This window comes from Paraburkholderia sediminicola (assembly GCF_046026675.1).
Taxonomy (GTDB): Bacteria; Pseudomonadota; Gammaproteobacteria; order Burkholderiales; family Burkholderiaceae; genus Paraburkholderia; species Paraburkholderia sediminicola_F.
This window is the reverse complement of record NZ_JAQQEY010000002.1, coordinates 1,505,414-1,528,256: the sequence shown is the minus strand read 5'-3', so window position 1 is coordinate 1,528,256 and position 22,843 is coordinate 1,505,414. Positions and strand designations below refer to the sequence as shown.

General features: G+C 63.2%; 26 protein-coding genes. 10 read left to right on the top strand and 16 right to left on the bottom strand.

Annotation, left to right across the window (positions count from 1 at the left end; all coding sequences use genetic code 11):
* Positions 1-101 precede the first annotated feature (101 nt).
* The 4 genes from PQQ86_RS26520 to PQQ86_RS26505 all read left to right on the top strand — a co-directional run bounded on the left by PQQ86_RS26520 (position 102) and on the right by PQQ86_RS26505 (position 3,608).
* On the top strand, positions 102-671 hold the full coding sequence (locus PQQ86_RS26520) for an RNA polymerase sigma factor (protein ID WP_097396066.1): 570 nt from the start codon (positions 102-104) through the stop codon (positions 669-671).
* Positions 671-1,477, top strand: coding sequence for an anti-sigma factor (locus tag PQQ86_RS26515; protein ID WP_408273631.1), 807 nt, complete (start codon positions 671-673; stop codon positions 1,475-1,477). Before PQQ86_RS26520 ends, PQQ86_RS26515 begins: the two co-directional genes overlap by 1 nt.
* 15 nt (positions 1,478-1,492) lie before the next feature.
* Complete coding sequence (locus tag PQQ86_RS26510) at positions 1,493-2,809, top strand: NAD(P)/FAD-dependent oxidoreductase (RefSeq protein ID WP_408273629.1); 1,317 nt, start codon at positions 1,493-1,495, stop codon at positions 2,807-2,809.
* Between the two features lie 118 nt (positions 2,810-2,927).
* Positions 2,928-3,608, top strand: coding sequence for a TetR/AcrR family transcriptional regulator (locus tag PQQ86_RS26505; protein ID WP_408273626.1), 681 nt, complete (start codon positions 2,928-2,930; stop codon positions 3,606-3,608).
* Positions 3,609-3,697: 89 nt separating this feature from the next.
* Here PQQ86_RS26505 and PQQ86_RS26500 read toward each other — a convergent pair whose 3' ends face one another.
* From PQQ86_RS26500 to aroQ, 3 genes are read right to left on the bottom strand one after another with little or no spacing between them, the layout of a single operon-like run.
* Entirely contained in the window at positions 3,698-5,068 is a 1,371-nt protein-coding gene (locus PQQ86_RS26500; protein WP_408273623.1) for an MFS transporter, read from the bottom strand.
* A 46-nt stretch (positions 5,069-5,114) separates the two neighbouring features.
* Positions 5,115-6,026, bottom strand: coding sequence for a shikimate dehydrogenase (locus PQQ86_RS26495; protein ID WP_408273620.1), 912 nt, complete (start codon positions 6,024-6,026; stop codon positions 5,115-5,117).
* Positions 6,023-6,478 (bottom strand): type II 3-dehydroquinate dehydratase, encoded by a 456-nt coding sequence (gene aroQ, locus PQQ86_RS26490; RefSeq protein ID WP_154558529.1) that lies wholly within the window; start codon positions 6,476-6,478, stop codon positions 6,023-6,025. Before aroQ ends, PQQ86_RS26495 begins: the two co-directional genes overlap by 4 nt.
* 321 nt (positions 6,479-6,799) lie before the next feature.
* Between aroQ and PQQ86_RS26485 the strand changes: the two genes are divergently transcribed.
* From PQQ86_RS26485 to PQQ86_RS26475, 3 genes are all read left to right on the top strand, one after another.
* Complete coding sequence (locus tag PQQ86_RS26485) at positions 6,800-8,683, top strand: bifunctional sugar phosphate isomerase/epimerase/4-hydroxyphenylpyruvate dioxygenase family protein (protein ID WP_408273618.1); 1,884 nt, start codon at positions 6,800-6,802, stop codon at positions 8,681-8,683.
* A gap of 217 nt (positions 8,684-8,900) precedes the next feature.
* Positions 8,901-9,233 (top strand): hypothetical protein, encoded by a 333-nt coding sequence (locus tag PQQ86_RS26480; RefSeq protein ID WP_408273616.1) that lies wholly within the window; start codon positions 8,901-8,903, stop codon positions 9,231-9,233.
* Positions 9,234-9,389: 156 nt separating this feature from the next.
* Entirely contained in the window at positions 9,390-9,650 is a 261-nt protein-coding gene (locus PQQ86_RS26475) for a hypothetical protein (RefSeq protein ID WP_408273613.1), read from the top strand.
* Between the two features lie 7 nt (positions 9,651-9,657).
* Here PQQ86_RS26475 and PQQ86_RS26470 read toward each other — a convergent pair whose 3' ends face one another.
* From PQQ86_RS26470 to PQQ86_RS26445, 6 genes are all read right to left on the bottom strand, one after another.
* Positions 9,658-9,987 (bottom strand): hypothetical protein, encoded by a 330-nt coding sequence (locus PQQ86_RS26470; protein ID WP_408273611.1) that lies wholly within the window; start codon positions 9,985-9,987, stop codon positions 9,658-9,660.
* Between the two features lie 12 nt (positions 9,988-9,999).
* On the bottom strand, positions 10,000-10,767 hold the full coding sequence (locus PQQ86_RS26465; protein ID WP_093645317.1) for an AraC family transcriptional regulator: 768 nt from the start codon (positions 10,765-10,767) through the stop codon (positions 10,000-10,002).
* Positions 10,768-10,907: 140 nt separating this feature from the next.
* Positions 10,908-12,203 (bottom strand): FAD-dependent oxidoreductase, encoded by a 1,296-nt coding sequence (locus PQQ86_RS26460; RefSeq protein WP_408273607.1) that lies wholly within the window; start codon positions 12,201-12,203, stop codon positions 10,908-10,910.
* Positions 12,200-12,514 (bottom strand): (2Fe-2S)-binding protein, encoded by a 315-nt coding sequence (locus tag PQQ86_RS26455; protein ID WP_408273604.1) that lies wholly within the window; start codon positions 12,512-12,514, stop codon positions 12,200-12,202. The genes PQQ86_RS26460 and PQQ86_RS26455 overlap by 4 nt, the downstream gene beginning before the upstream one ends.
* Positions 12,507-13,634 (bottom strand): NAD(P)/FAD-dependent oxidoreductase, encoded by a 1,128-nt coding sequence (locus PQQ86_RS26450; RefSeq protein ID WP_408279367.1) that lies wholly within the window; start codon positions 13,632-13,634, stop codon positions 12,507-12,509. Before PQQ86_RS26450 ends, PQQ86_RS26455 begins: the two co-directional genes overlap by 8 nt.
* Positions 13,631-14,587 carry a 4-hydroxyproline epimerase gene (locus PQQ86_RS26445; protein ID WP_408273602.1) on the bottom strand — a complete coding sequence of 319 codons (957 nt, stop codon included), beginning with the start codon at positions 14,585-14,587 and terminating at the stop codon, positions 13,631-13,633. The genes PQQ86_RS26450 and PQQ86_RS26445 overlap by 4 nt, the downstream gene beginning before the upstream one ends.
* Positions 14,588-14,934: 347 nt before the next feature.
* Here PQQ86_RS26445 and PQQ86_RS26440 point away from each other — a divergent pair, with 347 nt between their 5' ends.
* Positions 14,935-15,840, top strand: coding sequence for a dihydrodipicolinate synthase family protein (locus tag PQQ86_RS26440; protein WP_408273600.1), 906 nt, complete (start codon positions 14,935-14,937; stop codon positions 15,838-15,840).
* A gap of 62 nt (positions 15,841-15,902) precedes the next feature.
* On the opposite strand, the gene PQQ86_RS26435 is transcribed toward PQQ86_RS26440, so the two are convergent.
* Entirely contained in the window at positions 15,903-16,622 is a 720-nt protein-coding gene (locus PQQ86_RS26435) for a response regulator transcription factor (RefSeq protein WP_408273597.1), read from the bottom strand.
* A 407-nt stretch (positions 16,623-17,029) separates the two neighbouring features.
* Between PQQ86_RS26435 and PQQ86_RS26430 the strand changes: the two genes are divergently transcribed.
* Positions 17,030-18,331 (top strand): MFS transporter, encoded by a 1,302-nt coding sequence (locus PQQ86_RS26430; protein ID WP_408273595.1) that lies wholly within the window; start codon positions 17,030-17,032, stop codon positions 18,329-18,331.
* A 143-nt stretch (positions 18,332-18,474) separates the two neighbouring features.
* Entirely contained in the window at positions 18,475-20,055 is a 1,581-nt protein-coding gene (locus tag PQQ86_RS26425) for an MFS transporter (RefSeq protein WP_408273593.1), read from the top strand.
* Between the two features lie 55 nt (positions 20,056-20,110).
* Here the strand turns inward: PQQ86_RS26425 and PQQ86_RS26420 are convergent, their stop codons facing one another.
* From PQQ86_RS26420 to PQQ86_RS26395, 6 genes are all read right to left on the bottom strand, one after another.
* Entirely contained in the window at positions 20,111-20,383 is a 273-nt protein-coding gene (locus tag PQQ86_RS26420; protein WP_074286797.1) for a hypothetical protein, read from the bottom strand.
* A gap of 64 nt (positions 20,384-20,447) precedes the next feature.
* A complete protein-coding gene (locus PQQ86_RS26415; protein WP_408273590.1) occupies positions 20,448-20,879 on the bottom strand; it encodes a DoxX family protein in 432 nt (143 codons plus the stop codon).
* A 210-nt stretch (positions 20,880-21,089) separates the two neighbouring features.
* Positions 21,090-21,497 (bottom strand): VOC family protein, encoded by a 408-nt coding sequence (locus PQQ86_RS26410; protein ID WP_408273588.1) that lies wholly within the window; start codon positions 21,495-21,497, stop codon positions 21,090-21,092.
* 31 nt (positions 21,498-21,528) lie between these two features.
* Positions 21,529-21,993, bottom strand: coding sequence for an RbsD/FucU family protein (locus PQQ86_RS26405; protein ID WP_408273585.1), 465 nt, complete (start codon positions 21,991-21,993; stop codon positions 21,529-21,531).
* 121 nt (positions 21,994-22,114) lie between these two features.
* Entirely contained in the window at positions 22,115-22,375 is a 261-nt protein-coding gene (locus PQQ86_RS26400; RefSeq protein WP_408273582.1) for a hypothetical protein, read from the bottom strand.
* Between the two features lie 28 nt (positions 22,376-22,403).
* On the bottom strand, positions 22,404-22,772 hold the full coding sequence (locus PQQ86_RS26395; protein ID WP_408273579.1) for a nuclear transport factor 2 family protein: 369 nt from the start codon (positions 22,770-22,772) through the stop codon (positions 22,404-22,406).
* Positions 22,773-22,843 lie beyond the last annotated feature (71 nt).

The window sequence follows — 22,843 nt, the reverse complement described above, 5'->3', positions numbered from 1 at the left end:
GGCCATACGCCTGGCGGATGCAGCACACGGGGGAAAAACCACATATAAGGTCAGAAGGAAATTGAGTAACATAGGCCCGCAAGCTCACCACACCAATTTCCATGACCGCCGATCCTCGAGAACTGACGCCGGAAACCCTCGCTGAGTTGCTCGAACGCATTGCCAAAGAGGATGCTTCGGCACTACGCGAGCTATATGATCTCGCCGCCCCGAAACTGTTTGGTCTTGCGCTCCGTATATTGAGCAGGCACGAGTGGGCCGAAGAAGTATTGCAGGACAGCTTCGTCAACATCTGGCGCTTTGCGGGCGACTATCGGCGGGCACTCTCCGCCCCCATGACGTGGATGTCGGCAATCGTCCGGAACCGTGCTCTCGATCACCTGCGGCGGGTCAACAAGCAGGAAACCGAATGGAGCGATGCGTTGGACGATCTTGTGGCAACCGGCGATCCGGATCCCGAAGCACTGACCGCGGTCAGCCTGCAGGCACGTCTGCTGGCCGGCTGCATGCAGCAGCTGGAACCGGCGCAGCGTCAGGCGGTGGCTCTCGCCTACCTGCGTGACCAGAGCCATAGCGAGATCGCTGAAGCGCTGACGGTGCCGCTCGGCACCATCAAATCCTGGATCCGGCGCGGCCTTGCCAAGCTGAAGACCTGCCTGGGAGGTGAGTGATGAATCTCCATCGCTATCCTCAACTGGTCGATATGCTGGCCGCCGAGTATGTGCTCGGCACGCTGCGTGGCGGCGCCCGGCGCCGCTTCCAACGCTACGCGGATCACGATACGGTGATTCGTCAGGCCGTCGAAGAATGGCAGCGGCGAATCTCGCCGTTGGCCGAGCTCGCGGAGCCGCGTATGCCGCCGGCCGCCGTCTGGGATGCCGTCGAGCGGCGGCTCGGCCTGACGTCGGCTCGTGACGCTGCGCGTGAGGCGGCACGACCGCGCACCGTGGTCGAAAAACCCGCGCGTCCGTCCGGCAGCATCTTCGAAAATCTCGCGTTCTGGCGCGGCTGGGCGATCGGCGTGACGGGGTTTGCCGTAGTCGCCGCGGTGGTTGCCGTGCGCTCGCTGCTGCCGTCCGGCGTAACGCCATCCACAGCGCCATCCACAGCGCCGACCGTCGCGCAACAGCCGGAAGCGGCCGTCTCGCATGTCGCGGTGCTGAATGACAAGGACGCGCATCCGGTCATGCTGGTCGCGTGGGATGAAGCCCGCTCCACCATGACGCTGCATCCGCTCGGCAAGGTCGACCTGCCGGCCGGCCGGGCGATGGAGTTGTGGGGCATTCCGGCCAATGGCCATCCGGTATCGCTCGGCATGCTGCCGGACAGCGCCAACGGCAAGGTCACGGCCGGTCAGCAGAAGCCGGAGAGCTACGCGGCGCTGGCGGTCTCGATCGAAGCGCCGGGCGGCTCGCCCGATCACAATGCGCCTACAGGTCCGGTGGTGTTCAGCGGCAAGCTGCTGCCGGTGTCCTGATCTAACCTGAGCCCTATGCAAAGCTTTTACGAAGCCACCATCACCCGCGCTGCCGGGCACTCGCCTGCTTACGCGCCGCTAACCGGCCGGCGCAGCGTCAACGTCTGCATCATGGGCGGCGGCCTCGCGGGGTTGTCTACGGCATTGGGACTCGCCGAGCGGGGCGTCACCGACGTCGCCGTGCTCGAAGCCGAGCAGGTGGGCTTCGGCGCCTCCGGCCGCAACGGCGGCTTCGTGTTCGGCGGCTACAGCCTCGATTGCGCGGATCTGCTCAAAACCATCGGGCCGGTCCGCGCGCGCGAACTCTATGCACTGACAACCGACGCCGTCGATCTGATGAGGCAACGTATCCAGCGCTACCGCATCGATTGCGACGTGACCGATGCCGGCGTGATCCTCGCCAACTGGTTCGACGAACCTGCAAGGCTCGACACGCAGCGGCGTCTGATGCGGGATTCGTTCGGTGTCGAGTGGGAACCCGTGGCGGCCGCGGAGCTCGCTTCACAATTGAAGACGAACCGTTATCACGGCGGCCTGTTCGAGCGCAATGCGTTCCACTTTCATCCGCTGAAATACGTGCTCGGTGTCGCGGCCGCCGCGGCCGACGCGGGCGTGCAGATTCACGAGAAGTCGCCCGTTGTGCGCTTTGAGCGCAGCGGCGCCCGGGGCGAGGGTGCCGGCTTCGTGGTGCATACGCCGCAAGGCGCGCTCGAAGCACGCCACGTGGTGATGGCCGGCGGCGGCTATGCGCGCAACGTCTATGCACAGGTCGAACGCGCAGTGCTGCCGATCGCTACCTACGTGATGGCCACCGAGCCGCTCGGCGCCCGCCTGAAAGACGCGATAGACACCCGCGCCGCCGTCTACGACACCCGCTTCGCTTTCGATTATTACCGTCCGCTGCCCGACACACGCATCCTGTGGGGTGGCCGCATCTCGGTACGCGACCGCGCGCCCGACGTCATCGCGCGACTGCTACGGAGTGATCTGCTGAAGGTCTATCCGCAGTTGCACGACGTGCGCATCGAGCACGCCTGGGGCGGCCTGATGAGCTACGCGCGGCACAAAATGCCGCAAATCGGCCGCAGCACGGACGGCGTCTGGTATGCGGTCGGCTTCGGCGGCCACGGCATGGCGCCCACCACCGTCTCGGGCGAATTGCTGGCGGCGGCCATCTCCGGCGAACGGCCGGTACCCGACGCATTCGCGGCTTTCGGCCTGACGCGCACCTACGGCGCGCTCGGCCTCGCGGCCGCGCAACTCACCTACACCGCCATGCAGACGCGCGACGCGCTCGCCGCCCGGCGCCCCTCGCCCCGGTCGACGCCGTGACGCTACTCAGTACGCGACCCGACACCCAGCTCAATACGCCGCCGTTTATGCCCGAGACCCGCTCCGGAGGCTGGTTTCAGCATGCTAGAATGCGCCGTCATCGCCGCTCGAATACACAATGAAAAAGGGAAGCAAGGCCGCCGAGCCTGATACCAACGGCATCGCGTCCGACACCCGACGCAAGTACGATCCCGAACAGACGAAGCGCAACATCCTCGACGTCGCGACGCAGGAGTTCTCCGCAATGGGGTTGACCGGCGCACGCGTCGACGCGATCGCGGAGCGTACGAATACCACCAAGCGCATGCTGTACTACTACTTCGGCAGCAAGGAAGGGTTGTACCAGGCCGTGCTGGAAAAAGTGTATGGCGACATTCGCGCGCTCGAACAGGATCTGCACGTCAGCGAACTCGATCCGATCGAGGGCATGCGCGCGCTGGTCGAGTTTACGTTTGACTATCACGACCGCCAGCGCGATTTTGTCCGCCTCGTGACGATCGAGAACATTCACGGCGCGAAGTACGTCGAGCAGGTGAAGAGCTTCAAAGGCCGCAACGTCACCGTCATTCATACGATCGAAGATCTGCTCTCGCGCGGCATCGCGGCGGGACTGTTCCGCAGCGACATCGATGCGATCGACCTGCATCTGATGATCAGCTCGCTGTGCTTTCACCGCGTCGGCAATCGCCATACCTTTGGTACGGCGTTCGGCCGCGATCCGTCGCACCCGCGCCTGCGCGCGCGTCATCGCGCGATGATCGTCGACGCCGTGCTGCGTTTCGTGCGCAAGGAAGACTGAGGCCGGCCTGAAACAAAAAAGCGGGACCTGGCTGGCGCCGGGTCCCGCTTTTTTTGCCCAATGAAAGCCGTTCGAACGATACGTGCCGTTCAGTCCACTAGCACGATCCGCTTGATGTCACCGACGATAAAGATGTACGACAGCGCGCCGATCAACGCGATCGCGCCGATGAACACCAACGCCCCGACAAACGAGCCGGTTGCCGCGACGATGAAACCCACCACCAGCGGCGTGACAATGCCGGCCAGATTGGCGGCAAAGTTGAAGATGCCGCCCGTCACGCCAAGCAGGCCATCTGGCGCAATGTCCGACACCAGCGTCCAGCCGAGCGCCGCCATCCCCTGCGCGAAAAACGCCACCGACAGAATCGCGATCACCGCCACGTTGCTCTCGACATAGTTGGCAAGAATGATCGTCGACGCGAGCAGCAAACCGGCGATGATCGGCAGCTTGCGCGCCACGTTCGGCGACTTGCCGCGGCGCAGCAGCCAATCGGAGAAGATGCCGCCGAACATCACGCCGATCGACGCGGCAATGAACGGCATGATCGCGAAGAAGCCGATCTTCAGCCATGCCATATGGCGTTCGGTGGCGAGATAAGTCGGGAACCAGGTGAGGAAGAACACGAGCGTCGAGTTGCCGGCGAACTGGCCAAGGCAGATGCCGGCCAACTGACGATGCTTGAGCAGGCGTCCGATGGTGCGCCATTCGAAGCCGCTCTTCCCCGATGCAGCCGGTGCGCCGGAAACATCGGCGTCCTTCTTGCTGTGTGTCAGACCGCCGCCTGCTTCGATATAGTCGAGCTCCGCCTGATTAACGGACGGATGATCGTGCGGCTCGCGATAGAACAACCACCAGATCACTCCGAACACGAGACCCACACCGCCCACCACGTAGAACAGCGAACGCCAGCCGAACGCGCCCATCAACATGAACAGAAACGGGCTGAAAAACGCGAGGCCGATATATTCGCCAACCGTGTAGGTGCCGGTCGCCATCGCGCGTTCGCTCTGCGGAAACCATGTGGCCACCACGCGGCTGTTGGTCGGAAAACACGGCGCTTCCGAGACGCCGAGGCCAAGCCGGAACACGAACAACGCGCCGATACCGTGCACGAGCCCTTGCGCGAGTGTGCATAGCGACCAGAACGTCATCGACAGGAAATACGTGAGCTTGCTGCCGAAACGGTCGAGAAAGAGGCCGCCCGGAATCTGCGAGGCAACATAGCTCCACGAGAATACGGAGAACAACAACCCCATGAGCGCGGCGTTGATGCCGAGTTCCTTGGTCAACTGCGGTGCTGCGATACCGAGCACCGTGCGGTCCAGATAGTTGATCATTGTGCCGACCGCTAGCAGCGAGAGAATCTGATAGCGGGCTTTCGAGCGGCGCGCGGTGCTTACCGTGGCAGCCGTTTGGCGAGTTGCCTCGGCGGGCGTGGAATGAATGGGTTGTGGCATGGCGTCTCTGTCTCCTCGGTCGGATTACGTACCGGATATGTATGGCTTATGTGCTACTGGCCTGGCGTTGCAACAAGGACTGGAAATGCGTGTACACGCGCTCGGCGTCAGGTTCCAGGCCAGTGAAAATGCGCATCGCGTCGACCGCCTGATACACCGCCATCCCGCCGCCGCTCAGCGTGCGGCAGCCGAGTTCTTCGGCGGCTTGCAGCAGCGCGGTGCGGATCGGGAAATAGACGATATCCGCTACCCATAAATCGCGGTGCAGCAATTCGACCGGCAACGGCAAGCCCGGCAGTTTCGCCATGCCGGTGGGCGTCGCGTGAATCAGGCCGTTGGCGGTGACGAGCGATTCTGCGAGCGAGTTGCCAGCGCTGACAGTGGATGCGGGAAAGCGCTTCTGCAATTCCGCAGCGAGCGATGCGGCGCGCCCGGCGTCCACGTCGAATAGCGTGAGCGTTTGCGCGCCCATGGTCAGCGCGGCATGCGCGACCGCCGCGCCCGCGCCGCCCGCGCCCAGTTGCACGACGCGTTCCAGCGATACGTCCGGCAGGCCGCGTTGAAACGCGCGCGCGAAACCGGACCAATCGGTGTTGTGGCCGATACGTTTGCCGTTCTTGAACAGAACCGTATTGACCGCGCCGAGTGCGCGCGCGTCGTCGGAGAGTTCATCGAGCAGCGGAATCACGGCCTGCTTGCAGGGGTACGTGATGTTCAGCCCGTTGTAGCCCATGCGTTCGGCGGAAACGAGCAAATCGGAGAGTGCCGTGATGTCCAGCTTCAACGCTTCCAGATCGATGCGCCGATACACATAGTGCAGACCGAGTTTGCTGCCCTCTTCCTCATGCATCGCCGGGCTAAGCGATCCGCCGATGCCCGAACCGATCAGACCGACGAGAAACGATTGCGGGCTCGCTTGGGCGTTTGCTTGTGGGTTCACGCTCACCTGTGCGTTCATTTGGCCGCCCTATTCTTAAGGATGACCGCCATCCGCTCCAGAGCGAGTACATAGCCTTGCGTGCCGCAGCCAACGATGATCGCCTCAGCCACCGCCGACACGTACGAGTGGTGCCGGAACGCTTCACGACGATGCACGTTCGATATATGCACTTCGATGACGGGCTTTTCGATCGCCGAGAGCGCGTCGGCGATCGCTACCGAGGTATGCGTGTAAGCCGCTGGATTGATCACGATGCCGTCAACCTTGCTGCGCGCCGCATGCAGCCAGTCGATGAGCTGGTGTTCCGCATTCGATTGGCAGAAATCGACCGACAGATCCAGCCGCTCGCCCGCGTCGCGGCAGAGCTGCGCGACGTCGTCGAGCGTTTCCGAACCATAGATGGCCGGCTCACGCGTGCCGAGCAGGTTGAGATTCGGTCCGTTGAGGACCAGCACTGATGCAAAACTCATGACGACTACTCCTGCAAAAGTAAGGCATAAAGCGGGCCGCAGCACGCGCCGCGGCTCTACAACGTAAGCGCAGTGTGCGCGCATTGCCCGCAATCGTCATTCGGGGTTTATACGAATTTGTACCATCTAGTTAGTTTGTATAGACTATCGGGAAATTCCGCTAGTATGGGTATTTCTAACCTGAGACCTGCTGGTTGACGGTAACTAGCTAGACCATTTTGCGCATTGCAGCATGGCGAACCGCAAGACATGCGGACACCGTACAGCGGCCGCTTCGCGCCGCCCCAATAGCCGTTTCATTGTTTTTTGCAGGAGCCGTTCATGCAACGTTCGATTGCCACCGTGTCGATTAGCGGGACCCTCGTCGAAAAGCTGACCGCAATCCGGGCGGCGGGCTTCGAAGGCGTCGAAATCTTCGAGAACGACCTGCTGTATTTCGACGGCTCACCTGCCGACGTGCGGCGCATCGCCGAGGATCTCGGGCTGAAGATCATGTTGTTCCAGCCGTTCCGCGATTTCGACGGCGTAAGCCCGGAGCGCCTCGAGCGCAATCTGGATCGGGCGAAGCGCAAGTTCGACGTGATGCACGAACTGGGTACGGACCGGATTCTGGTCTGCAGCAACGTCTCGCCCGACACTATCGGCGACGATTCGCTGATGACCGACCAGTTGGGTGCGCTGGCCCGCGCAGCCGAAGCGGCCGGTGTGATCGCCGGCTATGAGGCGCTCGCGTGGGGCAAGCACGTCAAGACCTACCGCCATGCATGGAAACTCGTCAACGCAGTCAATCATCCGAATCTGGGGCTTGTGCTCGACAGCTTTCATACGCTGTCGCTGAATGATACGGTGGACACGATCGCCGATATCCCGGGCGATCGAATCGCCTTCGTGCAGATTGCCGATGCGCCGAAGCTCGCTATGGACGTGCTGGAATGGAGTCGCCACTACCGATGCTTCCCGGGTCAAGGCGATTTCGATCTGGCAGGCTTCACCGCCCAGGTCGTGAAAACCGGCTACACAGGGCCGCTTTCGCTCGAAATTTTCAACGACAGTTTTCGCGCCGCGCCAACCACCATCACGGCAGCGGACGGCCATCGTTCATTGCTGTTCCTCGAGGAACAGACTCGGGCGCTGCTTGAATCCACCCAGCAACCGGTCGGCGAGCTCTATCGATCGCCCGCTGCGCCCGCACACGTCGGCTATCAGTTTCTCGAGTTCGCGGTCGACCACACTACCCGCGCGCATCTCGTCGACTGGCTCGGCAAGCTGCGCTTCCGCCAGGCCGGCCAGCATCGTTCGAAAGATGTGACGCTGTTTCAGCACGGCGCGGCGTCGATCGTGCTGAATGCTGAACCGGATTCATTCGCCAATGCTTTCTTCCAGCAGCATGGTTTGTCGCTGTGCGCGTCGGCGTTTCGCGTGGATGACGCCAATCAGGCGTTCGAGCGCGCCGCCGGGTTCGGCTATGCCCCGTTCTCGGGCCAGATCGGCCCGAACGAACGCGTGCTGCCGGCTGTGCAGGCGCCCGACGGCAGCCTGAACTATTTCGTCGACGAGACGCCGGACCAGCCCACTCTGTTCGAAGCCGATTTTGTGCTCACCGACGTCAACGGTCCGACCGAAGTGGGGCCACTCGCGCGCATCGACCACGTCTGCCTGTCGGTGCCGGCGCCTTCGCTGGATACGTGGGTTCTGTTTCTGCGGACCGCTCTCGGCTTCCAGGCCGAGCCAGGCGTGCTGGTGCCCGACCCATACGGGCTGGTGCGCAGTCGCGCGCTGCGCAGTCATGACGGTTCGGTGCGCATCGTACTGAACGCGTCGGTGGACCATCACACGGCGGTGGCCGAAGCGTTGCACACCTATCACGGTTCGGGCCTGAATCACGTTGCGTTCAGCACCGGTGATATTTTTAGCGCAGTTCCCGAATTTGTCGCCGACGGTCTGCCGGTGTTGCGCATTCCGCGTAATTACTACGACGACCTCGCCGCCCGCTATGCGCTACCGGACGAGACGCTCGAGGCACTGCGCGCGCACAACATCCTGTACGACCGCGACGAACGTGGTGGCGAGTTCTTCCATGCCTACACCGAACAACTGGATCAGCGCTTTTTCCTGGAGATTGTCGAGCGGCGTGGCGGCTACGACGGTTATGGCGCGGCCAATGCGGCCGTGCGGCTCGCAGCACAGGCTCAGCGTCGCAAGTAGGAGTTTGCGGCCGGTAATGCTGGTGGGCGGTGGTTTGTCGTTTGCAGTTTGCGTCCCGCGAATTCAGGCAGATCGGGCACGGCTCATGCTGCGTCGGCTCAAGCGGGCGCGCCGCCCCGATATAATGGCGCTTGATCCGCGGTCCGGTGCCGCGCGCACTGTGCCCCCATGCGGGTGTGGCGCGAACCGTCGTCCGAATGAAAACGCCAGGAGAGATATGAAGAAGTTTGCCGTAGTCCTGTCAGTTCCCCTGCTTCTCAGCGCTTGCGCGTATTTCCAGAAGAATCCGGATGCCGGCGAGCCCGTCACGGATACCACGACGCAACGCTCGGTCAACGACGTAGTCGCCTGCCTGACGCAAGTGGCGACCAGCCACAACGCCGCCTTCAAATCGACCGGGATCCCGCAGGGCCAGATGCTCGATTTCGGCGATTCGAATATCGTCAAGGTGCGTAGCGACAACGGCGCGACGACTTATCGCTTCTACGCGGGCAAACGCCACGTGAGCAATCTGTGGCTTGAATCGGCGAGCAAAACTTGCGCACCGTAAGGTAAGCAAGCGCAACAATCGGCCAGGTGTAACGGTCGGTAACTTGTTCCGGCGCAATCATAGTGTCACGGTGTTACATCACAATGCTGTCTTAAGAATCGTTTAAGACTTCATCCGCATGATCCATCCGACACTATCCCGCACAAGGTGCGCTTCATGAACCAGCCCGATTACAACACGAACGACTCGCCCGCACCGGCGAAAAAGCCCACGATTCTGCGTCGCTTGCTGAGCCACCACGAGCTGGCGACGCTGCTGCTGTTACTGCACGCGCCGATCGACGCGTCCGCGAAACCCGAGATTCCGCAGCTTCACGAAGCCGGCCTGATCGAAACGGTCTCCGGCGACGCAGGCGCTTCGCATATCCGTCTGACGCCCGAAGGCAATGCAGTGCTGCGCGGACTCGGCGTGAAATAAAACTGGCTTACGCCTGCCATACGCCATACCCCGCCTCGCGTAGTCCAATCGCCAATTCCACTTCCATATCCTGAGCGCCGCGGTAAGGCATCGGATTGTAAACTTCATACAATTCGGGCATAAGGCGCAGGCCGTAATCGCGCACGTAGCGATTTGCCTGAATGCCGGCCTTGTGTCGGTCGAATCTCAGATCCGGGTCCAATCCCGTCATTCCCACGTACACACACGGCTTGTCGAACCGGTAATCCGGATTCGCGCGGCGAAAGCGCGCCTCGTTCCAGACGGTGTCATCGAGCGCGACGACGTATACGAAGTAATGATGCTTGCGACGAACCATGTGCGCGGCGGCTCAGCTTCGCGAGGTTCCGTGCAGCAACATCCGGTACTCGGTCGGCGTGACGCCGACGGTCGCCTTGAATTGACGCGTAAAAGCGCTGTGGTCGGTGTAGCCGCAGAGTGCCGCGACGTCGGTGACCTTGTCGTGTGAAACCAGCAATGCGGTGGCGGCGTCCAGCCGCGTTTTCAGCAGCACCTGGCGCGGCGTCAAATGAAACACTTTGTGAAAGTAGCGCTCCAGTTGCGCCACCGACATATCCGCCATTGCAGCAAGCTGTTTCAGATTCAACGGCTGCACGTAATTTTCCTGAATGGACTGCACCACTTCAGCCAGCCGGCTGTACGCGGGATGACTGCTTTCGTCCGCTTTCAGGTCGCGGGAGATGCCGGCAAGGCCGACCACCTTACCCGCCGGATCGCGCAACGGCTGCTTGCAGGTCAGGCACCAACCCGGCTGACGGCCAGGATACAGGTGCAGTTCCAACTGATCGATCATCTGGCTGCCTACGTTGATGATCGCTTTGTCCTGGGCGGTGTAGATACGACCGAAACGGTGCGGGAATACATCCTCGGCGGTCTTTCCGAGCAGCGCGGACTTTTCCTTGAAGCCACAGCGCGAAGCCAGCGTGCGATTGACCAGCGCATAGCGGGCATGCGCGTCCTTGACGAAGAACACGACGTCCGGCATCGCATCGAACACGGGCTCGAGTAGCGTGAAATGCGACAGCATGCCGGACAGCGTTGCGTCGTCCGGTTCGAGCGGATGAGCCAGCGTGTTCATCGTGCGGGTTCCGTGGTCGGTGCGGTGGTTCGTTGGTGCGTTGGGTGCGCTCAACCGCGCAGGTACGCGGGTGGTCACTTGCGGTCGATTATAGGGCCACGCGCTACTGAAAATATCCAGCGGACGAATGGATGCCGGCGTCACTTAGCGGGCGACCGCTCCTCGCCGATTGCCATCAACGTGCCGATTTGCGCCGGACTGAACGGCGGGCGCGGCGCTGCAGCTTGCCAGCCTAGATATAGCGACGCTGCGGCGCCGCAGATTCGGCCCTGGCATGCGCCCATCCCGCAGCGGGTATGCAGCTTGGCCTCGCGCCAATCCGGATAGGCGCGCACCTCGCCGAGGCTGACGTCTTCGCAACGGCAGAGCAGCGTGGCGTCGTCGGGTGGCATGCGCGCGGCGGACTGCAAGGCGAAAGCCGTTTCGACGCACCTTGCGAAACGCCGCCATCGGGCTCGTTGCGCTTGCAGCGTGGTGGCGTTTGCCCGGATGCCGCTTGCCGAGCCGCCGCTGGCAGAGAGCCCTGCAATCTCGCCTTCCACACCCGCCAGTTCCGCGCCGCCGACGCCTGTGCATTCGCCTGCCGCCAGCACGCCGTCGACCGAAGTCCGCTGCTCATCGTCGACAACGATCTCGCCCGCTTCAGTGATCGCACAGCCGAGCGCTTGCGCAAGCGTGATGTTCGGCACGAGTCCATAGCCGCAGGCGATGCGGTCGCAGTCGAGCGTCGACTCCTGCTGTCCGCGCCGGATCGTCACGCGCTCGACGCTGCCATCGCCATGAGCTCGCTGGACGATGCTGCCGGTCCAGTAATGCGTACCCGCTAAGCCGCGCGTCATGGTAATGGCTTGCCGTAACTTCGCCGGCTCGCTCAACAATGAGACGCCGAATCGGGCGACCTCAAGCGCCGAGGCCTGCTCCACGACCGCCAGCACCCGCGCCCCCGCCGCACGCGCGGTGGCCAGCGCCGCGATCAGCAAGGGCCCGCTGCCTGCAATCACGATCCGTTCGCCGCGCACCGGCATGCCGCCTTTGATGAGTGCCTGCAGTGCGCCTGCACCGGTTACGCCGGGCAACGTCCAGCCGGCGAATGGCAAGAGCCGCTCGCGCGCGCCGGTCGCGAGGATCAATCGATCGTAGCTGATCGACACGCCACCATGCTCACACGACTCGAGCAGTAGACCTCGCGGACTCAAAGGCGCGATCACGCGAGTCGACGGCAAAAGGGTGACATTGGTTTGCGTCTTCAAAGCGCCGAGCAGGCCTTGTAGCGGCACTTGCTGCGGATGGCCGGGACCTTGCCGCCAGATTTGACCGCCGGCGCGCGGATTGTCGTCGAGCACGGCGACTGTGGCGCCTTTGCGCGCCGCTGCCTTCGCAGCGTTCAATCCGGCCGGACCGGCGCCTACCACGACTATGTCGAAGTGATGCTTCATCGTTTGTCCGTGGTGGTCGGGGCGTTGGTCGCGTTGACTGCGTTGGCCACAGCCACGGCAGTGCAGACAACCTGCCCTTCGCGGCAAAGCGTCTGGCATGCCAACGCATGCGGCCGGCCGTCGATCGTGACGCGGCACTCCTGGCACACGCCCATCCCGCACAGTGCTGCGCGCGGCTGGCCGCTAACCGACGTCCGCGTGCCGCCCGCGCCCACCATGACAAGCGCCGCGGCCACGATCGTGCCGGCTTCGACCTCAATGCTTCTACCGTCGATCGTCAAATGAACGCGTGTTGCATCGGCGTCAGCCATGGGCCACCTTTTGCGCAAAACGGACCGGCAAGTACGGCTCGGCCGGAATCGGCGTGCTATTCCCTGTGATCAGCGCGGCGAGCAACTTTGCGGTTGCCAGCGAAGTCGTCACGCCAAGGCCCTCGTGTCCAACCGCAAGCCACACGCCGGGTGCAAAATCACCGGCCGGACCGATCAACGGTAAACCATCCGGCGACGCCGCACGAAACCCGGTCCACGCGCGAATTCCATTGAGCGTCGGCAGGACCGGCAGATAGTGCGCCGCGCGCTGCAACATCTGCGCGAGCACCGGCATGTCGACGGCGGGATCGGTTGTATCGAACTGGCGCGACGAGCCGATCAGCAACTGGCCTGTAGGCCGCGGCTGCGCATTGAACGCCACCGAGGTGCCGGCCGCATGATGCGCGCTCTTGATGTAGCCCAGTTCGAGCAGTTGATGGCGAACGAGTCCGGGATAACGGTCGGTGATCAGCAGATGACCTTTCTTTGGCTGCAACGGCAGAGAGCGCAGCAGTTGCTGAGCACCCAGACCATTGGCCACGATCACGTGCTCCGCGCTGATGTGCTCGCCGCCGGCCAGCGTCACGCCACGCGCGCTGATTGCGGTAACCCGCGTACCGAGCCGCACACGGATATTCTCGACTCCTGACGATTGCGTCAGCAGCCACTCAGCAACCGTAGGCGCATATACGATGCTGTCGTGTTCGATCCGCAGACCGCCTGCCATCGATGCCGCCAGCGCCGGCTCACACGCCCGCAACGCAGCCGCGTCGAGCAGTTGAGCGGAGACGCCCTGCACTTCGAAGGCTGCATGCATGGTGCGGGCGGCCTGCCACTCCTCATCGTCGGCGGCAACCCATAAAGTACCGCAGCGCGCGAACGCGTCGCGCGTGCGCAGTTGCGGCGCGAGCGCCAGCCACAAGTCGCGCGAATAGCGGCTCAACGCGAATTCTGCGGGCGAGTCGTTCATCACGACGATATGCCCCATGCCCGCCGCCGTCGCACCGCCGCCGATGCCCTGCGCGTCGAGTACCTCAACGCGCATGCCGAGCGCGGCCAGCTCCGCCGCGCAAGCCGCGCCGACAATGCCGGCCCCGACGATCAACGCATCCGCTGTCATGCCGTGCGGATGCCCCATGCGAACGGGTCGCGCTCGTCGAAACACAAACGCCCTTCGGCCATGATGTGCGCGTGACCGGTGATGGTCGGAATCACCGAGCGGCCATCGCCGGCGTGACGATAGCTCGCCTCGAATACGCTGCCGATGATGCTCTCCTGCCGCCACACCGCGCCTTCGGCCAGCTTGCCGTCGGCGGCGAGGCAGGCGATTTTCGCGCTCGTGCCGGTACCGCACGGCGAGCGATCATACGCGTTGCCGGGACAGAGAACGAAGCTGCGGCTGTCGATGCCGTCTCGCGAGCCGGGTCCGAAGAGTTCGATGTGGTCGATCAAGGCGCCGTCCGTGCCGGTGATGCGCTGCGCGATCAGCGCGTCACGGATTGCTGTACTGAACGCGCTCAGCTCGAGGATACGCGCCGCCTCCAGCGTGCGTCCGTGGTCGGCGACGAGAAAGAACCAGTTGCCGCCCCAGCCGATGTCGCCAGTCAACATGCCGTAGCCCGGCACGTCGACCTGCACGCCTTGCCGGTAGCGATAGGCCGGCACGTTGCGCACGGCGACACTGCCGTCCTCGTTGAGCGTCGCTTCGACGACGCCGACCGGCGTCTCGATCCGACGAAGCCCCGGCCCGATCCGGCCCATGTGCGCAAGCGAAACGACGAGACCGATCGTGCCGTGCCCGCACATGCCGAGATAGCCCACGTTGTTGAAAAAGATCACGCCGGCCGCGCACGCAGGGTCGTCCGGCTCGCACAGCAGCGCGCCGACCACCACATCCGAGCCGCGCGGTTCGGTGACGATGCCTGCGCGCCAGTCGTCGAAATGCGTGCGAAACACGTCGAGACGCTGTGCCAGCGTGCCGCCGCCGAGCGCAGGGCCACCCGACACCACCAGGCGGGTCGGTTCACCGCCGGTGTGCGAGTCGATGATGTCTAGGGTTTTCATGATGCACATGGTAGGAATACCGGGCGCCCGAGTCTTGGTGTGCATAATCGTGGATTGTGACGATTTCAGCATATCTCATCTGTCCATCCGCGCACACGTCGACTATTGAAATCAGGTGGCGGCCACGTCTGAACAATCTCTATCAAGCGAGCTCAGGAACGCACGTGAGACCCGCTCCACGTGCTTTCGATATATTTTGCGTCCTGTGCTGAAATAGCCGACAAGCTTGAGCTTTTCAGGCGTACAAGCATAGCCGTTATGCTGAAATCGTCATCCGCCACGCGTGAAACACGCAAGACGGCAGCATTTTCCCTGCTTACACTGCGCTTCGACTCAACACACTCAGGAGAGCAGTCGTGGCGCATATCTGGGAAGGCGTATTGCCCGCAGTTACCACCAAGTTTCACGCGGATTTCAGCATAGACCGCGAATGGACCGGCAAGAATATCGAGGCGCAGATCGACGCGGGTGTGGACGGCATCATCGTGTGCGGATCGCTCGGCGAAGCATCGACGCTCTCGCTCGACGAGAAGCTGCAAGTGCTCGACATCGCCGTCGAGGCGGCACACGGCCGTGTGCCGGTTTTGCTGACGATCGCCGAAAACAGCACGCTCGACGCATGCCGCCAGGCCGAAGCTGGAAGCCGGCATGGTGCGGCCGGTTTCATGGTGCTGCCCGGGCTGCGCTATCTGTCCGACCGGCGCGAAACGCTGCACCACTTTCGCAGCGTCGCCGATGCGAGCGCGCTGCCGCTGATGATCTATAACAATCCGCTTGCCTATGGCGTCGACATGACGCCCGAGATGTTCGCGGAAATCGCCGACGAAAAGAAGATCGTCGCGATCAAGGAGTCATGTGGCGACGTGCGGCGCGTGACCGATCTGATCAACGTGGTCGGCGACCGCTTCGCGATTCTGTGCGGGGTCGACAACCTCGCGATGGAAGCGATATTGATGGGCGCGCATGGCTGGGTGGCCGGTCTCGTGTGCGCGTTTCCGCGCGAGACGGTGGTGATTTATAAGTTGCTGAAGGCTGGCCGTCTTGAAGAAGCGCGCGCGATCTATCGCTGGTTCGCGCCCCTGCTCGCACTCGACGTTTCGTCGAAGCTGGTGCAGAACATCAAGCTGGCCGAGATGATCGTCGGGCTCGGCACGGAGCCGGTGCGGCCGCCGCGTCTGCCGTTGGCCGGAGACGAACGCAAGGCAGTCGAAGCGTTAATCCGGCGGGCGATTGAAAACCGGCCGACGCTGCCGCAGGTTTAAGTTGCGGCACGTTAGTTGGTCGCCGTTACCGGTCGCGGTGCGGCCGGTGCTGTGCCGGTTGGTCAGGCCGCCTGCTTTTCCGCGGCCGCTTCACCTTGCCGCAAATGCAGCAGCCGGTAGCCGCTCTTGTAAACGGGTTGCAGCCGGAAGTCGTTTTGAGGCTCGATCTCAAGCAGCAAACGCAGACGCGACACGTGGCTGTCGATCGTGCGGGTGAATTCGCGGAACTCACGGCCCCACACCATCGCGAAGATATGGTCGCGCGACATCACGCGGCCAATATTGGAAAAGAACAGCGACGCCAACCGGTATTGCGTACCCGATAGCGGAACCGGCTGGCCGCGCAGCATGACGAGCTGGCGATGCGTATCGAAGCGGTAGGGGCCGACATCGAAGCTCGCGGCGCTGAAACGGTCCGGATAGGCACGGCGCAGTAACGCCGCAACGCGCTCGCGGAACTCGCCCGGACGCAACGGCAGCCCGACATAGTCGTCTGCCCCGCTGGCAAAGGCGCGCACCACGCTGTCCTCCGACGTCTCGGTCGAAGCGAACAGGACAGGCAGGCGGTCGCCGCCGACCGCACGCACCGACCTCAGGACTTCGGCGCCGGACAGGCGAGTGCCTTGCCAGTCCAGTACCAGCAGATCCACGGTGGAACGGGCGAGCGCTTTCGACATGGCCAGACCATCGTCATAGACCATACAGGTATGGCCGGCACTCATAAGGATCTTTTCGATCGACTGACGCATGACGGGGTCACGCTGAAGGATGGCAATGCGCATGGGTTGACTCTTAACTGATAGCTCGGACGCGATTCTCAGAGGGACGCTCAAGCCATCCCATAGGAGCATTCCTAATTTGCGCGCCAATCGCCCCGCTCCGACACGTGCGCGCTGCACTCCTACACGTGACCGCTGCGGCTCGCACAACACGCAGCCGTCGCCATCCTGGCCGCCGTCGAAAAGACATGTTTCCGGGAACTTTTTCCAATCTAATTAAGCGCTTCCCGAAGCGACCGGCTTTCATCCTGTAAAATCGCCGCCCTGGCCCCAGTCGTCATCGCGCTTACCCTATCCGGGCCCGCGCGCCGGTGTCCCGTGCTCTACCCAGCGCTTGCCACACTTCTCCCGACGACCGCCGTTTTTCCACGCGCTACGTGTGGTTTCCAATTCAAGACAAGACTCAAGCAATGCAAGCGACAAATCTGGGTGGAGCGCAGGCTGTCACCTCACGCCCTCTTGGGCGAAGCGATTACAAGACACTCGGCCTCGCCGCGCTCGGCGGGGCGCTGGAGTTTTACGACTTCATCATCTTCGTATTCTTTGCGCCGGCGATCGGCCAGTTGTTCTTCCCCGCCGCGATGCCGGACTGGCTGCGTCAGGTGCAGACCTTCGGCATCTTCGCGGCCGGCTATCTGGCCCGGCCGCTCGGCGGCATCATCATGGCGCACTTCGGCGACCTGTTCGGCCGCAAGCGCATGTTCACGCTGAGCGTGCTGCTGATGTCGGTGCCGACCTTAATGATGGGTCTGCTGCCCACCTACGCCAGCATCGGCGTGATGGCGCCGGTATTGCTGCTGGTGTTCCGCGTGATGCAAGGCGCGGCAGTCGGCGGCGAAGTACCGGGCGCATGGGTGTTCGTTTCCGAGCATGTGCCGCAGCGGCACATCGGCTATGCGTGCGGCACGCTGACAGCGGGCCTCACGGCAGGCATCCTGCTTGGCTCGCTGATCGCCTCGGCGGTGAACCGCAACTTCGCACCGGCGGAAATCTCCGCCTACGCATGGCGCATCCCGTTCCTGGTGGGTGGCGTGTTCGGCATGTTCTCGGTTTATCTGCGCCGCTGGCTGCATGAGACGCCGGTGTTCGCCGAGCTCAAGCAACGCAAGGCGATCGCCGCGGAAGTGCCGCTCAAGGCCGTGCTGCGCGACCACGGTCGCGCCGTGATCGTGTCGATGCTGCTCACGTGGATGCTGTCGGCTGCGATCGTCGTGGTGATTCTGATGACGCCGACGCTGCTGCAAAAACAGTTTCATATCGCGCCGGCCACCGCGTTGCTGGCGAACTGCGTGGCGACGCTGTGCCTGACGATCGGTTGCGTGATGGCGGGCTCGATCGCCGGCCGCATTGGCGCGGGGCGCACGATTTTCATCGGCGGCCTCGCGCTGGCCGTGACGTACTACGTGATGTTCCGGCAGCTTGCCGTCGATACGTCGGCGCTGGTGCCGCTGTACGCAGTGGCCGGCCTGTTCGTCGGTGTGATCGGCGCGATTCCGTTCGTGCTGGTGAAAGCGTTCCCGCCGGTCGTGCGATTCTCGGGCATCTCGTTCTCGTATAACGTTGCTTACGCGGTGTTCGGCGGCCTCACGCCGATCGCCGTTTCGCTGATGATGAAGTCGAACCCCATGGCCGCGCCGCTGTATGTCGGCGCGGTCTGCATTGTCGGGGCCTTGACTACGCTGTTCATCAAAGACGCGCCGCAAGCGCGCTAATCGAGCTGTTTTGCAGCGGCGCACCGCTTGGCGCGCCGTTGTTTCCATCGGCTTCACGCCCGGCCCATCCGGCAATTCCGGCGACATCGACACTTCACGCCGGACCGAAACATCGTGCGCTGCATCGGCCTACGATGTGTCTCATGAACTCTTCCCATACCCCCGTCTCGCCCGCCCTCGGCCGCGTCCTTGCGACCGTCAGCATCGGCTTCGTCGTCACGCAACTCGACGTGACCATCGTCAACATCGCGCTGCCGAAGATCGGCGCGGACCTGCATGCGGATGTCGCGGGCCTGCAATGGGTCGTCGATGCGTACACACTCGCGTTCGCCGTGCTGATGCTTTCGGCGGGCGCACTCGGGGACCGGCTCGGCACACGGCGCATGTACGCGGCCGGCATCGTGCTGTTTGCACTCGCGTCGCTCGCCTGCGGACTCGCGCTCGATGCCACCATGCTGGTCGCCGCGCGCGCCGTGCAAGGCATCGGCGCCGCCGCCATGCTGCCGAACTCGCTGGCGCTGCTCAATCAGTCATACGGCCACGATCCGAAGCTCCGGGCACGTGCAGTCGGGCTGTGGACCGCCGCGGGCGCGATTGCGATCGCGGCCGGACCGGTGGTCGGTGGCGTGCTGATCGCGGCATTCGGCTGGCGCAGCATCTTTCTCGTCAATCTGCCGATTTGCGTAGCCGGTTTGCTGGCGACTTTGCTTTGGGTGCCGCGATCTAAGCCCGCACGGAAAGACGCGCAAGGAGCGGCCTCGTCTCCTGCTCCCGCTACGACCACGACTGGTACTCACACGAGGACTGCGACGGGGACAACGGCGGGCACTGCCGCGAAAACTACGGCTGGAGTTACACCAACGGCATCGGCCACAACCACAGCAATCCCGCGTGGCATCGATCTGAGCGGCCAGGCTCTTGCGATCGTCGCGCTCACCGCCTTCGTCGCCGCTGTGATCGAATGGCGCCCGCTGGGGCTAAGCCATCCGCTGGTCGCCGGCGGTTTCATACTCGCGCTGATCGCGGCCGGCGCCTTTATCGTCGTGGAATCGCGTGTCGCGGCGCCGATGCTGCCGCTCTCGCTATTCAGCAAGCGCACCTTCAATGCGGCGGTGCTATTCGGCATCTGCGTGAATCTGACTTACTACGGCATGGTGTTCGTGCTGAGCCTGTATTTGCAGCGCGTACGCGGCTATACCCCGCTGCAGGCGGGCCTCGCTTTCCTGCCGTTGACCGGCGGCTTTCTGCTCTCGAACGTGGCGAGCGGCTGGGTGGTCGGACGCTTTGGCGTACGTGTGCCGATGATCGCCGGCGCAATCACGGCGGGGCTCGGCTACGGCTTGCTGCATTTCGTCAATGCGTCCACGCCGCTCATCGGCTTGCTGCTGCCGTTCCTGCTGATTCCGTCCGGGATGGGCCTCGCGGTCCCGGCCATGACGACCGCCGTGCTGGCTTCCGTTGAAGCGCAGCGCGCCGGCACTGCGTCCGCCGTGCTGAATACCGCCCGGCAAGCAGGCGGTGCGGTGGGTGTGGCCGCCTTCGGCGCCTTGGCGAGCGGCGCGGCTGCCACGCAGATCGTCGCGGGGATGCGGGCCGCGACGGCCATCTCGGTCGGTTTGCTGGTGGTCGGTGGCATAATGGGCTGCCTTGTCCATCCGGAGCCGCAGACGTCGGCCTCCAAACCGCCCAAAACCGGCCCTGGGCGAGTTCGTGAATCGCGCTGATCGTCTCTTCGGTTGACCAGCGCGGGGCGGCAAATCACGCTGCCGCCGCACGGGCTTACAGCGGCGCTTCCTGGATCGTGCCGGTGTCGATCGCTCGTTCGATCAGCCCTTCGTTTTGCGCCTTGGTGATCGCGTCGGCGATCAACTTTTCCGGCTGTTCAATTTCGGCCTTGATCGTGCCGATAAGACCCGATGCATCCAGAACCACCAGTGTTTTCGCCGAATCGGCAAGGCTGATGATGACGCGATGCGGCGTAGGCCCTTCGCCGAGACTTGCGCACAACTGCGTGACCTTGCCGCCAATGGTTTGCTCAAAACTTTGAATCATTATTTGCTCCCTTGATTAAAGCCACAATCAAAAGCGACCTGCACAGACTACCTCAATTGCGTGATCAGAGATTCAGCCCGCCGCGCGGCGCGCGCGCGCCGTCGATACTGATTCGGCCCGCTCCGGTCACGAACAGCAGCAGGAAACCACCCGCGATACCGATGTTTTTCCAGAAGTGAATCACCATATCGCGTTGCAAAGCGGGATCGGTAACATTCCAGAAATCGTGGCCCAGCACTGCGGTTGCCACCGTGTAGACGGCCATGATGAGCGCGAGCGGGCGAATCTTGAAACCGACGATCAGCAGCAGGCCACCGAGTGCCTCGACCGCTGTCGCAATCGGCGCGGCGACCTGGACGAGCGGCACACCCTTCGCATTCAGATAGCCGACAAAGCCCGCATAGCCCAGCAGTTTCATCACACCGCCCCATAAAAACAGCACGGCAAGGGCAATACGCGCGATGAGGATGACGCCGGAATCGACGGGACGCGTCATGAGGGACTCCTGTAAATGAATAAGCAGCAGACCCGGCCAGACGGCCGCAGTTCCCCACTTTGCACCTGAGAATAGGTGCGCCGCCCGCCTTTTCCAAGCGTGAGCCGGCACGAACAGCGCAATCCGCGCAGTCTCAAGGGAAGGAAAACCGTGTCCGGGCGCACAGCGCGTGCCCGGTCGTGCGCGCCACGGACAGTATCGTCGCCGTGCCTAAGCGCGGGGATACGTCGCGACCTCGATCAGATTGCCATCCGGATCGCGGCAATACACCGAGGTCATCTTGCCGCGTGCGCCGTCGCGTTCAACCGGGCCGGCTTCTATCTCGACACCCTGAGCGAGCCAATGAGTTTTAACCTCAGCGGAACTCGTGGTGGTGACAAAACATAGATCGGCGCTGCCCGGCGCCGGCTCGCGCCCGGTGAACCACGCGACCGTGTCCGCATTCGCAGGACGCAAGTTGATCTTCTGATTGCCGTATGTCATCGCCACGCGCGTGCCGGTGCGCGACTCGAACTCGGTACGCCGCATGCCGAGCATGCGTGCATACCAGGCCGCGCTGGCTTCCACGTCGGCGACATTCAGAACGAGATGATCGAGACTGTCTATCGAGAAGCTCATGGGTTTCGTCGCCGTAGTGAGGTGTGAGGTGCTACTGCTGCGGCACATCCGGCGCGAGCAGGACACCCTTCGTAAAAACGAAGCAGCCGTAACCGCGCTCTTCACCCGTAGCGATCACGCAATAGGCTTTGCGCGCCCGCTCATAGAAAGCGAAACGTTCGACCGAAGCAAACGGCACCTCGCGCCCTTCCGCCACGTTGATCTCGATCTGCACTTCGCGCTGTACGGCCGGAATCGTATTCGGCTCGCCGACCACTTCCATCCGCGACGCAGGACGCTCAATGAATGTATCCAGCGGCATCACCGACAGAATCGCGCGAATGGCACGCGGCGCGTTCACGCCATCGAGGCGCAGCAGCTTGCCCAACACCGTTTCCTGCGCGACGGATGCGCCGGGAAAGTTGGCGTCGCAAACCACCAGTTCGTCGCCATGCCCCATCGAGCGTAGCGCATGCAGCACATCGGCATTCAGCAGCGGGTCCAGATTCTTCAGCACGGTGTCTCCTTGAGGTTCGATTGGCCGCCAGCCACCCGGGTTCGAGCGGATTGCCCTTGTGGCGTATCGCGATCGATTGTAGCAAGACCGTAGCGCACGGTCCGTTGCCGGCGGCTCACCGTCAACCCGCCTTTCCACACGATGCTGCGAGCGGCATTGCGCGACACCGCCACCGCAGCCATCCGACCAACGCGAGCAGCACGAGACCCGCGCCACCCAGCACCGGCTCGCGCCAGGCCAGCAACGCAGTGAAGGTGAACGCGCGCGTGCCGGCCAGCAGAGCGAAGCCGGCGATCGCGCTGGAGAGCGCGTCGACAGCGCCCGACAGGCGCGCGACCGTGAGGACAGTACCGGGAGCCGTGACGACAACGGACTCGTGCATGATCGTCTCCGTGAAAAAAATCGTATGGTCAGGTAGCGGCAGGCACCTGGTCGAGGAAACCAGTCACCGCCTGCAGGCGGCCGTGCGTGTCGAGCACGCCGAAGTCGGATCCCTTGACGATCGCCTCGCCGGCCGGCGTGGTGAGTGCCCACGAAAAGCGCAGGCGGTTCGCGAAACCGTCGACTTCAGTCGTGCGGTGAAACGTGTGATGCGGGAAGCGTTCATGCACCGCGCGAATCATCGCGTCGATGCCGTCATGGCCCGCGCCTGCCAGCAGCGGATCGCGATAGTCGGCATCGGCAGTCCATATCGCGGCGATCAGTTCGCGGCGGCGCACTGCATCGATTTCATTCCATGCGTCGAAGTAACGGTCGATCAGATCGGTATGCGCATTCATCTCAGACTCCTTGATTGGCATGACTGAGCACTACGCTCGGCAGACACGTTGTATGCGGCGGGCTCGGAGTG

Coding starts and splice junctions, on each gene's coding strand:
- PQQ86_RS26520 (WP_097396066.1), top strand. CDS start 102: ATGACCGCCGATCCTCGAGAACTGACGCCGGAAACCCTCGCTGAGTTG.
- PQQ86_RS26515 (WP_408273631.1), top strand. CDS start 671: ATGAATCTCCATCGCTATCCTCAACTGGTCGATATGCTGGCCGCCGAG.
- PQQ86_RS26510 (WP_408273629.1), top strand. CDS start 1,493: ATGCAAAGCTTTTACGAAGCCACCATCACCCGCGCTGCCGGGCACTCG.
- PQQ86_RS26505 (WP_408273626.1), top strand. CDS start 2,928: ATGAAAAAGGGAAGCAAGGCCGCCGAGCCTGATACCAACGGCATCGCG.
- PQQ86_RS26500 (WP_408273623.1), bottom strand. CDS start 5,068: ATGCCACAACCCATTCATTCCACGCCCGCCGAGGCAACTCGCCAAACG.
- PQQ86_RS26495 (WP_408273620.1), bottom strand. CDS start 6,026: ATGAACGCACAGGTGAGCGTGAACCCACAAGCAAACGCCCAAGCGAGC.
- aroQ (WP_154558529.1), bottom strand. CDS start 6,478: ATGAGTTTTGCATCAGTGCTGGTCCTCAACGGACCGAATCTCAACCTG.
- PQQ86_RS26485 (WP_408273618.1), top strand. CDS start 6,800: ATGCAACGTTCGATTGCCACCGTGTCGATTAGCGGGACCCTCGTCGAA.
- PQQ86_RS26480 (WP_408273616.1), top strand. CDS start 8,901: ATGAAGAAGTTTGCCGTAGTCCTGTCAGTTCCCCTGCTTCTCAGCGCT.
- PQQ86_RS26475 (WP_408273613.1), top strand. CDS start 9,390: ATGAACCAGCCCGATTACAACACGAACGACTCGCCCGCACCGGCGAAA.
- PQQ86_RS26470 (WP_408273611.1), bottom strand. CDS start 9,987: ATGGTTCGTCGCAAGCATCATTACTTCGTATACGTCGTCGCGCTCGAT.
- PQQ86_RS26465 (WP_093645317.1), bottom strand. CDS start 10,767: ATGAACACGCTGGCTCATCCGCTCGAACCGGACGACGCAACGCTGTCC.
- PQQ86_RS26460 (WP_408273607.1), bottom strand. CDS start 12,203: ATGAAGCATCACTTCGACATAGTCGTGGTAGGCGCCGGTCCGGCCGGA.
- PQQ86_RS26455 (WP_408273604.1), bottom strand. CDS start 12,514: ATGGCTGACGCCGATGCAACACGCGTTCATTTGACGATCGACGGTAGA.
- PQQ86_RS26450 (WP_408279367.1), bottom strand. CDS start 13,634: ATGACAGCGGATGCGTTGATCGTCGGGGCCGGCATTGTCGGCGCGGCT.
- PQQ86_RS26445 (WP_408273602.1), bottom strand. CDS start 14,587: ATGTGCATCATGAAAACCCTAGACATCATCGACTCGCACACCGGCGGT.
- PQQ86_RS26435 (WP_408273597.1), bottom strand. CDS start 16,622: ATGCGCATTGCCATCCTTCAGCGTGACCCCGTCATGCGTCAGTCGATC.
- PQQ86_RS26430 (WP_408273595.1), top strand. CDS start 17,030: ATGCAAGCGACAAATCTGGGTGGAGCGCAGGCTGTCACCTCACGCCCT.
- PQQ86_RS26425 (WP_408273593.1), top strand. CDS start 18,475: ATGAACTCTTCCCATACCCCCGTCTCGCCCGCCCTCGGCCGCGTCCTT.
- PQQ86_RS26420 (WP_074286797.1), bottom strand. CDS start 20,383: ATGATTCAAAGTTTTGAGCAAACCATTGGCGGCAAGGTCACGCAGTTG.
- PQQ86_RS26415 (WP_408273590.1), bottom strand. CDS start 20,879: ATGACGCGTCCCGTCGATTCCGGCGTCATCCTCATCGCGCGTATTGCC.
- PQQ86_RS26410 (WP_408273588.1), bottom strand. CDS start 21,497: ATGAGCTTCTCGATAGACAGTCTCGATCATCTCGTTCTGAATGTCGCC.
- PQQ86_RS26400 (WP_408273582.1), bottom strand. CDS start 22,375: ATGCACGAGTCCGTTGTCGTCACGGCTCCCGGTACTGTCCTCACGGTC.
- PQQ86_RS26395 (WP_408273579.1), bottom strand. CDS start 22,772: ATGAATGCGCATACCGATCTGATCGACCGTTACTTCGACGCATGGAAT.